We start from the raw sequence: 13,468 nt of genomic DNA on the forward strand, positions 1-13,468 counted from the left end.
AACGGGCCATGCGGCCCGTTTTTCATTTTGCGAGAGGATCCGGACGGCGCCCCTTCTTGTAGGGCTCCATGCCCTTGCGGGCGAGTTCGTCGGCGCGCTCGTTTTCCGGATGGCCGGCATGGCCCTTAACCCAGTGCCAGGTGACTTTATGGCGGCGGTTGGCCTCGTCCAGCGCCTGCCAGAGTTCGCCGTTCTTCACCGGCTTCTTGTCCGCGGTCTTCCAGCCGTTTTTCTTCCAGCCGTGGATCCACTTGGAGATGCCGTCCATCACATATTTGCTGTCGGTATGCAGGTCGACCTCGCAGGCGTTCTTCAGCGCATCCAGCGCCGAGATCGCCGCCAGAAGCTCCATGCGGTTGTTGGTCGTTTCCGCCTCGCCCCCGCACATATCCTTTTCCACCTCGCCGTAGCGCAGCACCGCGCCCCAGCCGCCCGGCCCGGGGTTGCCCGAGCAGGCGCCGTCCGTAAAAATATCAACGTGTTTCATGCAGAGGTCTCTTCGATCCGGAGGCCGTATTCGGCGCTGGAAACGATCGCCCGGTGGAACCGGATCTTCGTCAAATATTCGAGCGGATCCTTCTTCACCACCAAGGCGCCGGCCGGCGTCATCAGCCAGTCGTAGAGGCGCGTCAGGAAGAAGCGCAGTGCCGAACCGCGGCAGAGCAGCGGCAGGGCTTCGACCTCATCCGCCGTCAGCTTGCGCACGCTCTCATAACCCGAAAGCAGCGCCATGCCCTTGGTGATATTGTAGGAGCCGTTCTTTTCGAAGCACCACGAGTTGAGGCAGACCGCCACATCGTAGGCGAGATAATCGTTGCAGGCGAAATAGAAGTCGATCAGGCCGGAAAGCTGGTCGCCGAGGAAGAAGACATTGTCGGGGAACAGATCGGCATGGATGACACCATCCGGCAGCGATTTCGGCCAATGGCTCTCGAGATGCGCAAGCTCGGCGGAAATCTCGTCCTTAAGGCCGGTCTGCACCTCGTCGGCGCGCGCCTCGGAATTGACCCATAGCGGCCGCCAACCGCCGACCGAAAGCGCATTGGTGCGCCTCAGGTCGAAGCCCTGGCTAGCGACATGCATCTCAGCCAACGCCCTGCCGACCTCGCGGCAATGCTTGGCCTCCGGCTTGCGAAGCCACATGCCTTCGAGGAACGAAATCATGGCGGCCGGACGGCCGGACAATTCGCCCAGCAGTTCGCCGTCGGAGCGCGGCAGGGGCAGCGGACAGGAAAGCCCGCGATCGGCCAGATGATGCATCAGCCCCAGGAAGAACGGCAGGTCACCTGCGTTCACCCGCTTCTCGTAGAGCGTGAGGATATAGGCGCCCTTTGTCGTGTGCAGCAGGAAGTTGGAGTTTTCGACCCCCTCGGCGATGCCCTTGTAGGACGTCAGCTGGCCGACGTCATAGGCCTCGAGAAAGGCGCTCAGGTCGTCTTCCGTGATATCGGTGTAAACTGCCACGGTCGTTCACTTTCAAATGCGGGCAAGATATGCGGGTTATTCGCCGTTGACGAAGGCCATGTCGGCGGCGGTCAGCGGCACGTGCCGGATCTCGCGGTTGACGAGGAAGTTCTCATTTTCCTCGACGGTGTCGGCAAGTTCAACGACGGCGTCGTAGCGCTCGCGGAACGCCTCGATGATCTCGTTGACGATGACCTCAGGCGCCGATGCGCCGGCAGACAGGCCGACGGTCGAGATTTCGCCGATCGAATCCCAGTCGATTTCCGCTGCCCGCTGCACGAGAACGGACTTTTTCGCGCCGGCTTTCAGCGCCACTTCGACCAGGCGCTTGGAGTTCGACGAGTTCGGCGCACCGACAACCAGGAACAGATCGCAGCCGGGTGCCGCCTGCTTGACCGCTTCCTGGCGGTTGGTGGTGGCATAGCAGATCGAGTCCGCAGCCGGCGCAGTCAGATTGGGGAAGCGCTCATGCAGCCGCTTGATGACCCCGGCAGTGTCGTCGACGGAGAGTGTGGTCTGGGTAACAAAACCGAGATTTTCCGGATCCGGCGGCATATAGACGTCCGCATCCTCGATCGTCTCGACGAGCGATACCGCGCCTTCCGGCAGTTGCCCCATGGTGCCGATGACTTCGGGGTGACCGGCATGGCCGATCAGCACCACGTGGCGGCCCAGCCGGTTGTGGCGCATCGCCTGCTTGTGCACCTTAGAGACCAGCGGACATGTGGCGTCGAGATAGAAGAGATTGCGTGTATCGGCATCCGCAGGCACCGATTTCGGCACGCCATGGGCGGAAAACACCACCGGCTGCTTGCGATGCTCCGGCGGGATCTCGTCGAGTTCCTCGACGAAAATGGCACCCTTGGCTTCCAGCCCTTCGACCACATAACGATTATGCACGATCTCGTGGCGAACATAGACCGGCGCGCCGAATTCCTTCAGCGCCAGGACGACGATCTGGATCGCCCGGTCGACGCCGGCGCAGAAACCGCGCGGCCCGCAAAGGCGAATGGTGATCGGGGATTTTGCCGCGGATGATGCCATGGATCAGGATGCCAGTAGAACGAAAACAAGGGCTGCAATCGCCGGGCCGCCCTGGATCAACAGGATGCGCGGCTTGACGGACCACGCGCCATATATAGCGGCAACGATCACGCACACAAGGAAGAACACCTTCAACTCGAAGGCAAATGACGCCTCCGGCTGCAGAAGAGACCAGAAAAGACCAGCTGCGAGAAAGCCGTTGTAAAGCCCCTGGTTGGCGGCGAGCACCCGGGTCGCTTCCGCCTGCTCCACCGTCATGCGGAACACCGAACGTCCCTCAGGCCTCGTCCACAGAAACATCTCCAGCACGAGAAAACCGAGATGCAACAGCGCCGTCAGCGCGATCAGGATCGTCGATATCAAACCCATTCCACATGTCCCCCAACTGCGTCGGTCAGGGATAGCACGGCGCTACAGCCTGTTTCCTTAAGTCCTATTCGATTTAAGGATAAAAACATGCAGCAAATCAAAGTGCTACAGCGACCTTTGCGATAATAAGACGCGCGGCGCTGTAGAGGCCCGCCTATGGCTTGCGCCGCATCAGAAAAACGCCGCTGACGACGACCAGGGCTCCGGCAAGACCGTACCAGGTCAGCGCGTATTGCAGATGGCTGTTCGGCAGGTCGAACTGGGTAACGCCGCCGATCGGAAGCCCACCCGGATTGGGCGTAGCATCGGCGTCGACGAAGAACGGTACGACCTTCTCGGCGGGAAGCCCGACCGAAGATGCCATCGTGTCGAGGTCCTTCCAGTAAAAGATATTCTTGGCGAGGTCATTGTCCGGGACCAGCGACGACGGCTTTTCGGCGAGCTTCGGCCTTGCGAGGCCATGGATGGCCACGGACGCCGGAAGCTCGCCCGCGAGACGGGTCGACGAATCCTTCAGTTCGAAGGGAACGAAACCGCGGTTGACGAACAAGGCACGGCCGTCCTCGATATTCAGCGGCGTAAAGACATAGTAGCCGGTGCGACCGTTGTAGGTCGCGAAGAAGTGCCGCTCCTTGCTGTGGTCGAAGGTGCCGGAAACATTGACGGTGCGATAATCGATATCGCCGCCTTCGGCTGAAATCTTTTCGACCTCGGCAAGCGTCACCGGCGGCGCCGACCGCCGTTCAGCGATCGCTTGAAGCAGGCCCTCTTTCCAGTGCAGCCGCTGCATCTGCCAGGTGCCGAGCGAAATGAGGATGGCGAAGACGATAGCGAGCACGGCGAATGCGCCGAGGCGCGCAACAAGGCTGCCCTTCTTCCTGGTCTCGATCTCAGCCACGGTCGATCTCGCCGGGCCGCGCGTTGTTGCGATACTGCAGGTTGATAAGGATGCCCTTCAGCATGCGCGTCAGGCCGAGGCTGAGCACGATCGCCAGCGGTATCCAGAGCAGGAAATGCAGCCAGAGCGGTGGATTGAGGTTTACCTCCATCCACAGTGCCGCACCGACGACGATGAAGCCGACAATCAGGATGACGAAGACGACAGGACCATCGCCGGAATCGGCGAAACGATAGTCGAGATCGCAGCTGGCGCAGGCGGGCTTTACCGTCAGGAACCCATCGAACAGCTTTCCCTGGCCGCATCGCGGGCAATGGCCTTTGATACCTGCCATGACCGGGTCGACCGGCGGATAGAGGGCTTTGTCGTCACTCACGGATTGATCTCGATCGGGGTGTTGTTGGGAACCAGGTCCCAGATTTCATCCATTTCGGCATTCGTAACCGCAATGCAGCCGTCCGTCCAATCGAACATCTGCGTCATAAACGCCAGCCAGCCGAAATAATTGCGCTGGCCGTGGATCATGATCATGCCACCGGGGTCGACGCCCTTAGCTGCCGCTGCCTTGATATCCTCGGGTCTCGGATAGGAGACGTGCATCGACAGGTGATAGCCGCTCTTGTCGTTGCGCCAATCGAGGACATAGAGGCCTTCCGGCGTTCGCCGGTCACCTTCGCGTTCCTTGTGACCGATGGGATTGCCGCCAAGAGCGACCGAATACTGGCGCAGCATCTCTCCACCCCGGTAGAGCTGCAGGATGCGCTTCTCCTTGTGCACCACCACGCGGTCGGCCGGATCGCCGGCAGAGGCTGAAAAGCATCCTGCCAGAAGCCAGGCCGTCGTCACCGCAGCCACGCGAATATTCATGTCGGCTCGCCCCATCGATTCCGCCGTAATGCAAACAAAAAATAAGGCGGCTGCATGGTCGCAGCCGCCTTATCGAGAAGAGCTTGCGCTCAAATCTTCTTACATGTGAGCGACCGGCGCGCCCCAACCACCCCAGATGTAGATGGAGAAGAAGAGGAACAGCCAGACGACGTCAACGAAGTGCCAGTACCAGGCCGCCGCTTCGAAGCCGAAGTGCTGCTTCGGCGTGAAGTCGCCACGCAGCGCGCGCAGCAGGCAGACGAGCAGGAAGATCGTACCAACGAGAACGTGGAAGCCGTGGAAGCCGGTCGCCATGAAGAAGGTCGCGCCGTAGATCGAGTCCTTGAAGGCGAACGGAGCGTGAGCGTATTCGTAGGCCTGGACGTAGGAAAACAGCACGCCGAGCACGACCGTCAGCGACAGGCCGTAGACGAGGCCCTTGCGGTCGTTGTGGAGCAGTGCGTGGTGCGCCCAGGTGACCGTCGTGCCGGAAAGCAGCAGGATGACGGTGTTGTAGAGCGGCAGATGCCAGGGGTCGAGAACCTCGATGCCCTTCGGCGGCCAGACACCACCGGTGAAGGCGGCGCGGGTTGCCTGAATGGCTTCGCCCGGGAACAGGCTGGCGTCGAAGTAGGCCCAGAACCAGGCGACGAAGAACATCACTTCCGAAGCGATGAACATGATCATGCCGTAGCGCAGGTGCAGCGAGACGACGCGGGTGTGGTGACCCTCGTGCGCTTCCTTCACCGTGTCCGACCACCAGCCGTACATGGTGTAGAGAACGACTGTGAGGCCGATGAAGAAGACCCACGGATTGGCAAGGTCAGCGCCGAACAGCTTGAAGGAGCCGCCCGAGAGATAGCGCATGTAGCCGACACCGCCGAACGCCATGACGAATGCGCCGATCGAGGCAAGCAACGGCCAGGGGCTCGGGTCGATGATGTGGTAGTCGTGATTCTTCTGATGTGCATCGGCCATGTCAGTAATCCCCGATAGGTCTTTCTCTTGTCGCCCTTTCGGCATAGCCGAAACGGGCCTCCAGTCAAAGTTTGTTCTCAGTTTCGCCCGTCTTCACCTGTGCGACCGGCTTCGACGGCTCGCGTGGGTAGAAGGTGTAGGAAAGTGTCAGTGTCTTGATGTCCTTGGTCTCTACCGCCTTGACCATGTCCGGATCGACGAAGAATACCACCGGCATCTCCATCTCCTCTCCCGGCTGCAGTGTTGTCTCGGTAAAGCAGAAGCATTGAACCTTGTTGAAATAGGCACCGGCCTGCATCGGCGTGACGTTGAACGTCGCCTGCCCGGTCGTCGGCTTCGACGAAAGGTTCTTGGCGCGGTACATCACCTGTACCGTCTCGCCGATCCGCACATCGATGTCGCGTTGAACCGGCCTGAACTCCCACGGCAGGCCGCCGGAGGTATTGGCGTCGAAGGTCACCTTGACCTTTTCGTCGAGAATGACATCCGATGCCTGCTCGACGCGCTGCGTCGTGCCGTTATAGCCGGTGACGCGGCAGAACATGTCATAGAGCGGCACGGCCGCATAGGCCATGCCGGTCATGCCGACGACGAAGGCAATGCAAGTACCGACGATAGCGCCGTTGGAGCGCTGCTTCTGCTGAGGGTCCTGAGAGGTCGTCATATCGCGCTTCCCTCAGTTGACCATGCCGTTGCCGAACTTGATCAGCGTGACGACGTAAAAGAGGACGACCAGGCCAGCCAGCACGATACCGAGCGCAATGTTGCGGCCGCGGCGGGACTTCTTCTGGGCTTCGTTCAGCTTGACGGTTTCCATCAGGCAACACTCCCGGCATTCAGCCAGATATTGACGATCAGGTGATCCGCCATCAGGGCGGAGAAGATCACGAACAGATACATGATCGAGAAGGCGAAAAGCTTCTTGGCGGGCAGCATGCGCTCATCCGCCTCAGGCATGCGCAGCACGCCGATCGAATACCAAACGAAGCCCAGGCCTAGTGCCGCTGCAACCGCGCCATACCCGATGCTCGCAAAACCGAGCAAGGTGGGACAGATGCCGATCAGGGCCGTCAGGACTGCATAGATGACGATCTGCTTCTTGGTGGTTGCCTGGCCGCAGACGTTGGGCAGCATCGGCACGCCGACGGCGCCGTAGTCGCCCATCTTGAACAGCGCCAGCGCCCAGAAATGCGCTGGCGTCCACAGGAAGGTGATGAGGAACAGGACGATGCTTTCCACCGATACGCCGCCGGTCACGCACGCCCAGCCGATCATCGGCGGGAAGGCACCGGCAGCACCGCCGATGACGATGTTCTGCGGCGTCGAGCGCTTGAGCCACATCGTATAGATGACGGCGTAGAAGAAGATGGTGAAGGCGAGCAACCCGGCTGCGAGCCAATTGACGGCGAGCCCGAGGATGATCACGGAAAAGGCGGAGAGCGTCAGGCCGAAGGCGAGGGCTTCCTCGGGCAGGATCTTGCCTGCAGGGATCGGGCGCTTGGCCGTGCGGGTCATGACCGCGTCGATGTCGGCGTCATACCACATATTGAGCGCGCCTGAGGCGCCGGCGCCAACAGCGATGCACAGGATGGCGATGAAACCAATGAAGGGATTGATATGTCCGGGTGCAAGCACGAGGCCTGCAAGCGCAGTGAACACAACGAGCGACATGACGCGGGGTTTCAGAAGCTCGAAATAATCGCGTGCAGAGGCCTCGGACAGGCGCGGTGCACCACCCCTGCCAACTGCTTCGTGATTGTCGATGACCGTCATGTCTCGTCCTTGATCGTCTTTTGCCCATACGGGCCGTCTTTTGCCGGTTCTCCGGCGGGGTGAAGCCGCCGGGATCGGCGGCTTCTGTTTCTTTCCCATCACTTGATGCGCGGGAGTTGTTCCCACTGGTGGAACGGCGGCGGCGAAGACAGCTGCCATTCCAGCGTGTTCGCACCCTCGCCCCACGGATTGTCGCCAGCGACGCGCTTCTTTGCGAAGGCTTCAGCGACACAGAAGAGGAAGATCAGCACGCCGACGGCTGCGATGTACGAGCCGTAGGACGACACCATGTTCCAGCCGGCATAGGCATCCGGATAGTCGATGTAGCGGCGCGGCATGCCGGCGAGACCCAGGAAGTGCTGCGGGAAGAAGATCAAGTTCACACCGATGAACATGACCCAGAAGTGCAGCTTGCCGAGGAACTCGGAGTACATGTAGCCGGTCATCTTCGGGAACCAGTAGTACCAGGCAGCGAAGATCGCGAACACGGCGCCGAGCGACAGAACGTAGTGGAAGTGAGCAACCACGTAGTAGGTGTCGTGCAGCGAACGGTCGAGACCGGCGTTGGCGAGCTGAACGCCCGTGACACCACCGACGGTGAACAGGAAGATGAAGCCGATCGCCCAGACCATCGGGGTCGTGAAGCGGATCGAACCACCCCACATCGTCGCGATCCACGAGAAGATCTTCACGCCGGTCGGAACAGCGATAACCATCGTCGCGAAGACGAAGTAACGCTGCGTGTCGAGCGACATGCCGACGGTGTACATGTGGTGCGCCCACACGATGAAGCCGACGGCGCCGATCGCGACCATGGCGTAGGCCATGCCGAGGTAGCCGAAGATCGGCTTACGCGAGAAGGTGGAAACGATGTGGCTGACGATGCCGAAGCCCGGCAGGATCAGGATGTACACTTCCGGGTGACCGAAGAACCAGAACAGGTGCTGGAACAGGATCGGGTCGCCGCCGCCTTCAGGCGCGAAGAAGGCCGTGCCGAAGTTGCGGTCGGTCAGCAGCATGGTGATGCCACCTGCCAGAACCGGCAGCGAGAGCAGAAGCAGGAAGGCGGTGATCAGAACCGACCAGGCAAACAGCGGCATCTTGTGCAGCGTCATGCCCGGAGCGCGCATGTTCAGGATCGTGGTGATGAAGTTGATCGCGCCGAGGATCGACGAGGCACCGGCGATGTGCAGGCCAAGGATCACAAGATCCATCGCCGGCCCGGGCATGCCTGATGTCGAGAATGGTGGATAGATCGTCCATCCGCCCCCCGCACCATAGGCGCCTGCCGGACCTTCGACGAACATCGAAAGCAGAACCAGCAGAAAGGCCGGAATGATCAGCCAGAAGGAGATGTTGTTCATGCGCGGGAACGCCATGTCCGGCGCGCCGATCATGATCGGAACCATCCAGTTGGCGAAGCCCCCGATCAGCGCCGGCATGACCATGAAGAAGATCATGATGAGCGCGTGCGCGGTCGTGAACACGTTGAACATGTGCTTGCCGCCGTCGATGGCAGCATCGCCCTCGAAGCCGTAAACCATCTGCGCCAGACCGTGGAAGATCTGGATGCCCGGTTCCTGCAGCTCGGCGCGCATGAACACCGACAGCGTGCCGCCGATGATGCCCGCGATGATCGCGAAGATCAGGTAGAGCGTGCCGATGTCCTTGTGGTTGGTTGACAGAAACCAGCGCTGAAAGAAGGTCAACGGCTTGTGCGCGTGGTCTGCGTGACCATGATCGGAGTGATCATGGCGTTGGTCGTGATGAGCGGCTGTTCCAGCCATGGGTCGAGCTCCCCTTCCGATTACTGTGCGGCGTTGGCAGCGACGTCAACGGCCTTGGCCGCGCCGTCGATGGACGCCATGAGCGCCTTGTTCGCATCGCCGATATTGGTTGCGGCGGCAGCGAGCCAGGCGTCGTATTTTTCCTGCGAAACAACGCGGATGGCGATCGGCATATAGGCGTGGTCCTTGCCGCAGAGCTCGGAACACTGGCCGTAATAGAGGCCTTCGCGGTCAGCCTTGAACCAGGTTTCGTTCAGGCGGCCGGGAACGGCATCGATCTTAACGCCGAAGGCAGGCATTGCGAAAGCGTGGATGACGTCGGCAGCCGTGACGAGCACACGAACGGTCTTGCCGACCGGAACGACGACTTCGTTGTCGACGGCGAGCAGACGCGGGTATTCGGCCTTGTCTTCCTTGCCGAGACCCGCACGATCTTCTTCCTTCATCAGCAGACTGTCGAAGGAGAGCGGGCTTTCGCCGACTTCATATTCATAGGACCAGTACCACTGGTTGCCCGTCGCCTTGACCGTCAGGTCCGGATTCTGCGGCGGCGTCAGCTGCGCGGTCAGAAGCTGGAAGGACGGGATCGCCAGGAATAGCAGGATGATGACCGGACCAACGGTCCAGACAACTTCGATAGCGGTGTTGTGGCTGGTCTTGGAGGGAACCGGGTTGACGCTCTCACGGAATTTGACCACCACGACAATCAGCAGCAGGAGGACAAAAAGAGTGATCGGAATGATGAACCACAGGGTATAGTGCTCAAACCACGTGATCTCTTCCATAATGCCCGTCGCAGCCGTCTGAAAGTTCGTCTGCCAATCGACAGGCTTGTCAGCGAAGGCGCTCGAAGCAAAAAGCAGACAGGCAAGCGCTGCCATAACTGCATAAGCCTTATTTTTCACAATATGTCTCCCCAATGCGCTTGATCAGGATCAAACCGGAACGCAGAATCCCTGCGATACTGCAGCGCTTCAAACCACAGTTTGCCCAACGCCGCAACATCTGTGCAATCAACCCCATGCGGCATTTTTGCACAAATGCGACTTTTCTCACAGGCACCCCTCGGAACCCCCAGCGAATCGACTTATATGTCCCGGTCTGCGCCACTGACGGCGCTATCACGCCACATCAGCGCGACAATGGCGCTCCGCGAGCCCAATTTCCGCCATATGGCGCTGGAATGTACCCCACAGGGCTTTTCATTTTCTCCCGCGCGCTTCAAGAATAGCCCTGATGATTCGACGTTTTGAGGTTTACATGGGCCTGCCCCTTTTCTCCCGACTGTCGGCTCTTGCCGCTCTCGGATTTGCCGTCCTCGCCCTTCCTACGGCGAGTGCTGCCCAACAACCCGCTGGCGCGCCCGGAACGGTCAAGTCCAACCATGGCGCATGGTCGATCGTCTGCGATCAGCCGGCAGGTGCGTCAACCGACCAATGCGCCCTGATGCAGAACGTCATCGCCGAGGACCGGCCGGAAGTCGGCCTCTCGGTCGTCGTGCTGAAGACCGCCGACCGCAAGGCGAAGATCCTGCGCGTTCTGGCGCCGCTCGGCGTGCTGTTGCCGAACGGCCTTGGCCTCAACGTCGACGGCAAGGATATCGGCCGCGCCTATTTCGTGCGCTGCTTCTCCGACGGCTGCTATGCCGAGGTCGTGCTCGAAGACGAACTGTTGAAGACCTTCCGTTCCGGCGCGACGGCAACCTTCATCGTCTTCCAGTCGCCGGAAGAAGGCATTGGCATTCCGGTCGACCTCAAAGGCTTCGGCGAAGGCTACGACGCCCTGCCGTGATGGCACTCGCCACAGACCGATTTTCAAAGCCGCGCCTCGTGCGCGGCTTTTTCGTTTCGAACACCAAGAACCGCGCAAAAAAAGCAAAAGCCCGGATGTTCGTCCGGGCTTGCGAGGTGTGCAGACGTGCAATCGCTCAGCGTCAGATGATGTCTGTCGCGGCGATCTTGATGCCGAAGCCTTCGAGGCCGACATAGTGGCGCTCGCGTGAGGCGATGAGCCGGATGGAGCTGATGCCGAGATCCTTCAGAATCTGTGCGCCGAGGCCGATCTCCAGCCACTCGCTTTCACGAGCCTGCGCCTCGTCATGGGCTTCGCGTTCATGCTTGCCCTTGCGGGCGGTCTGCGACACGCCGACGCCGACCGAGCCTTCGCGCAGATAGACGATGACGCCCCTGCCCTCTTCGGCCATGCGCTTCATGATCCGGTCGATCTGGCAGTCCTTGCCGAAAACGTCGGCACCGACATTTTCAAGGTGCAGGCGAACCGGAATGTCGACGCCGTCGCGGATGTCGCCGAAGACGACGGCGAGGTGTTGCATCGGATCCCAGGGGAGCGAGTAGGAATGTCCCTTGGCCATGCCGTAGGGTGTCTCGATGTCGAACGAACCGCCCTGCTCGATCAGCGTTTCCTTGCGCTGACGGTAGGCGATCAGGTCGGCGACGGAAACCTGCTTCAAACCGTGCTTTTCGGCAAACGCGCTGACCTGCGGGCCGCGCGTGACGGTACCGTCGTCATTGACCAGTTCGCAGATGACGCCGATCGGCGGCAGGCTTGCGAGCTTGCAGAGATCGACGGCCGCCTCCGTGTGGCCCGAGCGCATCAGAACGCCGCCTTCGCGGGCAACCAGCGGGAAGATGTGGCCCGGCCGCACAAAATCGGTCGGGCCGACATTGGGGTTGGCAAGGTTGCGCACCGTCAGCGTGCGATCGTCAGCGGAGATGCCGGTTGTCGTGCCGTGTTTGAAGTCGACCGAGACGGTAAAGGCGGTGGTGTGCGCCGAGTCGTTCTCTGCCACCATGGCATTGAGATTGAGGCGCTTTGCCTCTTCGCGCGGCATCGGCGTGCAGACGATGCCCGAGGTGTGGCGCACGATGAAGGCCATTTTCTCCGGCGTGCAATGGACCGCGGCGACGATCAGGTCGCCTTCGTTCTCACGGCCGCCATCGTCGGTGACGACGACAATCTCGCCGGCTTCGAAGGCACGGATGGCATCAACGACACGCTTCTGGTCATAGGACATCTTGTTCTTCCCGAATTACTTACAGCGGCGCGCCTGTCTAGGAGCGCAAGGGTCGCCGTAACACTTTGAGTTGCTGCATAATTTTGCCCTTAAATCGATCCCGATTTAAGGAGTTATGCAGTAAGCCGGCCGGTCTGGCCGCGGTCACGCAGGTAGTGATCCGCAATCGTGCAGGCAACCATTGCCTCGCCGATCGGCACGGCGCGGATGCCGACACAGGGGTCATGACGTCCCTTGGTGCGCACATCCACCTCGTTACCGTCACTGTCGATCGAACGACGCTCGGTGAGGATAGAAGAAGTCGGCTTGATCGCAAAGCGGGCGATGACCGGCTGGCCGGTCGAAATGCCGCCAAGGATGCCGCCGGCATTGTTGGACAGGAAGACCGGCTTGCCGTCTTCGCCGATGCGCATCTCGTCGGCATTTTCCTCGCCGGTAATTTCGGCGGCGCCAAAGCCGTTGCCGATCTCGACACCCTTGACGGCGTTGATCGACATCAGGTTTGCAGCGATGTCCTGGTCGAGCTTGGCGTAGATCGGCGCACCGATGCCGGCCGGCACGCCCTCGGCCACCACTTCGACGACGGCGCCGATGGACGAGCCGGACTTGCGGATGCCATCCAGATATGCCTCCCAGACGGGCACGATCGCCGGGTCCGGCGCAAAGAACGGATTGTTGTTGACCTCGGCCCAATCCCAGTTGGCGCGGTCGATCTTGTGCTTGCCGATCTGGACGAGTGCAGCGCGCACGACCAGCCCCGGCACCACCTTGCGGGCGATGCCGCCGGCAGCAACGCGCGCCGCCGTTTCGCGCGCCGACGAACGGCCGCCACCGCGGTAATCGCGAATACCGTATTTGACGTCGTAGGTGTAGTCGGCATGCCCCGGGCGATAACGCTTGGAGATCTCCGAATAATCCTTCGAACGCTGGTCGGTGTTTTCGATCAGCATCGAGATCGGTGTGCCGGTGGAAATCATCGTCTCACCGTCCTCATCCAGCATCACACCGGAGAGAACCTTGACGAGATCGTCCTCACGGCGCTGCGTGACGAAGCGTGACTGGCCGGGTTTGCGCTTGTCGAGCCAGGCCTGAAGTTCGCCGAGCGTGAAACGAATGCCGGGGGGGCAGCCGTCCACCACACAGCCAAGCGCCGGGCCGTGGCTTTCGCCCCAGGTGGTGACGCGGAAGAGGTGACCGAAGGTATTGTGCGACATAAGGCAACCGAACTCTGAGAAGCAACGGACGTACATGTTT

The 13,468-nt window shown here is 60.8% G+C and carries 16 protein-coding genes; 1 reads left to right on the forward strand and 15 read right to left on the reverse strand.

Features of this window, described 5'->3' with window-relative positions; genetic code table 11:
- Nucleotides 1-22 precede the first annotated feature (22 nt).
- The 13 genes from rnhA to coxB form a co-directional block, all read right to left on the reverse strand.
- Complete coding sequence (rnhA, locus tag ASD00_RS36740; RefSeq protein ID WP_025426183.1) at nt 23-487, reverse strand: ribonuclease HI; 465 nt, start codon at nt 485-487, stop codon at nt 23-25.
- A complete protein-coding gene (locus ASD00_RS36745) occupies nt 484-1,464 on the reverse strand; it encodes a homoserine kinase (RefSeq protein WP_025426182.1) in 981 nt (326 codons plus the stop codon). The genes rnhA and ASD00_RS36745 overlap by 4 nt, the downstream gene beginning before the upstream one ends.
- Nucleotides 1,465-1,500: 36 nt before the next feature.
- Nucleotides 1,501-2,508: a 4-hydroxy-3-methylbut-2-enyl diphosphate reductase gene (ispH, locus tag ASD00_RS36750; protein WP_025426181.1), complete on the reverse strand. Its 1,008-nt coding sequence runs from the start codon at nt 2,506-2,508 to the stop codon at nt 1,501-1,503.
- 3 nt (nt 2,509-2,511) lie between these two features.
- Nucleotides 2,512-2,877 carry a DUF1304 domain-containing protein gene (locus ASD00_RS36755; RefSeq protein WP_025426180.1) on the reverse strand — a complete coding sequence of 122 codons (366 nt, stop codon included), beginning with the start codon at nt 2,875-2,877 and terminating at the stop codon, nt 2,512-2,514.
- A 154-nt stretch (nt 2,878-3,031) separates the two neighbouring features.
- Nucleotides 3,032-3,715: an SURF1 family protein gene (locus ASD00_RS36760; RefSeq protein ID WP_239637574.1), complete on the reverse strand. Its 684-nt coding sequence runs from the start codon at nt 3,713-3,715 to the stop codon at nt 3,032-3,034.
- A gap of 52 nt (nt 3,716-3,767) precedes the next feature.
- Nucleotides 3,768-4,151 (reverse strand): DUF983 domain-containing protein, encoded by a 384-nt coding sequence (locus ASD00_RS36765; protein ID WP_025426178.1) that lies wholly within the window; start codon nt 4,149-4,151, stop codon nt 3,768-3,770.
- Nucleotides 4,148-4,642, reverse strand: coding sequence for a L,D-transpeptidase family protein (locus tag ASD00_RS36770; protein WP_057211512.1), 495 nt, complete (start codon nt 4,640-4,642; stop codon nt 4,148-4,150). The genes ASD00_RS36765 and ASD00_RS36770 overlap by 4 nt, the downstream gene beginning before the upstream one ends.
- A gap of 99 nt (nt 4,643-4,741) precedes the next feature.
- On the reverse strand, nt 4,742-5,620 hold the full coding sequence (locus ASD00_RS36775) for a cytochrome c oxidase subunit 3 (RefSeq protein WP_025426176.1): 879 nt from the start codon (nt 5,618-5,620) through the stop codon (nt 4,742-4,744).
- A gap of 64 nt (nt 5,621-5,684) precedes the next feature.
- Nucleotides 5,685-6,284, reverse strand: a complete 600-nt coding sequence (locus ASD00_RS36780; protein ID WP_025426175.1) for a cytochrome c oxidase assembly protein — start codon at nt 6,282-6,284, stop codon at nt 5,685-5,687.
- Between the two features lie 12 nt (nt 6,285-6,296).
- A complete protein-coding gene (locus ASD00_RS41105; protein WP_025426174.1) occupies nt 6,297-6,437 on the reverse strand; it encodes a hypothetical protein in 141 nt (46 codons plus the stop codon).
- Nucleotides 6,437-7,393 (reverse strand): heme o synthase, encoded by a 957-nt coding sequence (locus ASD00_RS36790; protein WP_025426173.1) that lies wholly within the window; start codon nt 7,391-7,393, stop codon nt 6,437-6,439. The genes ASD00_RS41105 and ASD00_RS36790 overlap by 1 nt, the downstream gene beginning before the upstream one ends.
- Nucleotides 7,394-7,491: 98 nt before the next feature.
- Nucleotides 7,492-9,180: a cytochrome c oxidase subunit I gene (ctaD, locus tag ASD00_RS36795; RefSeq protein WP_025426172.1), complete on the reverse strand. Its 1,689-nt coding sequence runs from the start codon at nt 9,178-9,180 to the stop codon at nt 7,492-7,494.
- Nucleotides 9,181-9,200: 20 nt separating this feature from the next.
- The gene (gene coxB / locus ASD00_RS36800; protein WP_025426171.1) at nt 9,201-10,085 is read right to left on the reverse strand and encodes a cytochrome c oxidase subunit II; all 885 of its coding nucleotides are present in this window, start codon (nt 10,083-10,085) and stop codon (nt 9,201-9,203) included.
- A gap of 355 nt (nt 10,086-10,440) precedes the next feature.
- On the opposite strand from coxB, the gene ASD00_RS36805 reads away from it, so the two are divergent.
- Nucleotides 10,441-10,971: an invasion associated locus B family protein gene (locus tag ASD00_RS36805; protein WP_025426170.1), complete on the forward strand. Its 531-nt coding sequence runs from the start codon at nt 10,441-10,443 to the stop codon at nt 10,969-10,971.
- A 142-nt stretch (nt 10,972-11,113) separates the two neighbouring features.
- Here the strand turns inward: ASD00_RS36805 and ribB are convergent, their stop codons facing one another.
- Nucleotides 11,114-12,214, reverse strand: coding sequence for a 3,4-dihydroxy-2-butanone-4-phosphate synthase (ribB, locus tag ASD00_RS36810; RefSeq protein ID WP_025426169.1), 1,101 nt, complete (start codon nt 12,212-12,214; stop codon nt 11,114-11,116).
- 113 nt (nt 12,215-12,327) lie between these two features.
- Nucleotides 12,328-13,428, reverse strand: a complete 1,101-nt coding sequence (aroC, locus tag ASD00_RS36815) for a chorismate synthase (RefSeq protein WP_025426168.1) — start codon at nt 13,426-13,428, stop codon at nt 12,328-12,330.
- Nucleotides 13,429-13,468: the final 40 nt, after the last annotated feature.

Source organism: Ensifer sp. Root31, assembly GCF_001424825.1.
In the GTDB taxonomy this organism is placed as follows: domain Bacteria; phylum Pseudomonadota; class Alphaproteobacteria; order Rhizobiales; family Rhizobiaceae; genus Ensifer; species Ensifer canadensis.

What these genes read in the sequence shown, in the direction of transcription:
- rnhA (WP_025426183.1), bottom strand. Translation starts at nt 487, where the DNA reads ATGAAACACGTTGATATTTTTACGGACGGCGCCTGCTCGGGCAACCCC.
- ispH (WP_025426181.1), bottom strand. Translation starts at nt 2,508, where the DNA reads ATGGCATCATCCGCGGCAAAATCCCCGATCACCATTCGCCTTTGCGGG.
- ASD00_RS36755 (WP_025426180.1), bottom strand. Translation starts at nt 2,877, where the DNA reads ATGGGTTTGATATCGACGATCCTGATCGCGCTGACGGCGCTGTTGCAT.
- ASD00_RS36770 (WP_057211512.1), bottom strand. Translation starts at nt 4,642, where the DNA reads ATGAATATTCGCGTGGCTGCGGTGACGACGGCCTGGCTTCTGGCAGGA.
- ASD00_RS36775 (WP_025426176.1), bottom strand. Translation starts at nt 5,620, where the DNA reads ATGGCCGATGCACATCAGAAGAATCACGACTACCACATCATCGACCCG.
- ASD00_RS36780 (WP_025426175.1), bottom strand. Translation starts at nt 6,284, where the DNA reads ATGACGACCTCTCAGGACCCTCAGCAGAAGCAGCGCTCCAACGGCGCT.
- ASD00_RS41105 (WP_025426174.1), bottom strand. Translation starts at nt 6,437, where the DNA reads ATGGAAACCGTCAAGCTGAACGAAGCCCAGAAGAAGTCCCGCCGCGGC.
- ASD00_RS36790 (WP_025426173.1), bottom strand. Translation starts at nt 7,393, where the DNA reads ATGACGGTCATCGACAATCACGAAGCAGTTGGCAGGGGTGGTGCACCG.
- ctaD (WP_025426172.1), bottom strand. Translation starts at nt 9,180, where the DNA reads ATGGCTGGAACAGCCGCTCATCACGACCAACGCCATGATCACTCCGAT.
- ASD00_RS36805 (WP_025426170.1), top strand. Translation starts at nt 10,441, where the DNA reads ATGGGCCTGCCCCTTTTCTCCCGACTGTCGGCTCTTGCCGCTCTCGGA.
- ribB (WP_025426169.1), bottom strand. Translation starts at nt 12,214, where the DNA reads ATGTCCTATGACCAGAAGCGTGTCGTTGATGCCATCCGTGCCTTCGAA.
- aroC (WP_025426168.1), bottom strand. Translation starts at nt 13,428, where the DNA reads ATGTCGCACAATACCTTCGGTCACCTCTTCCGCGTCACCACCTGGGGC.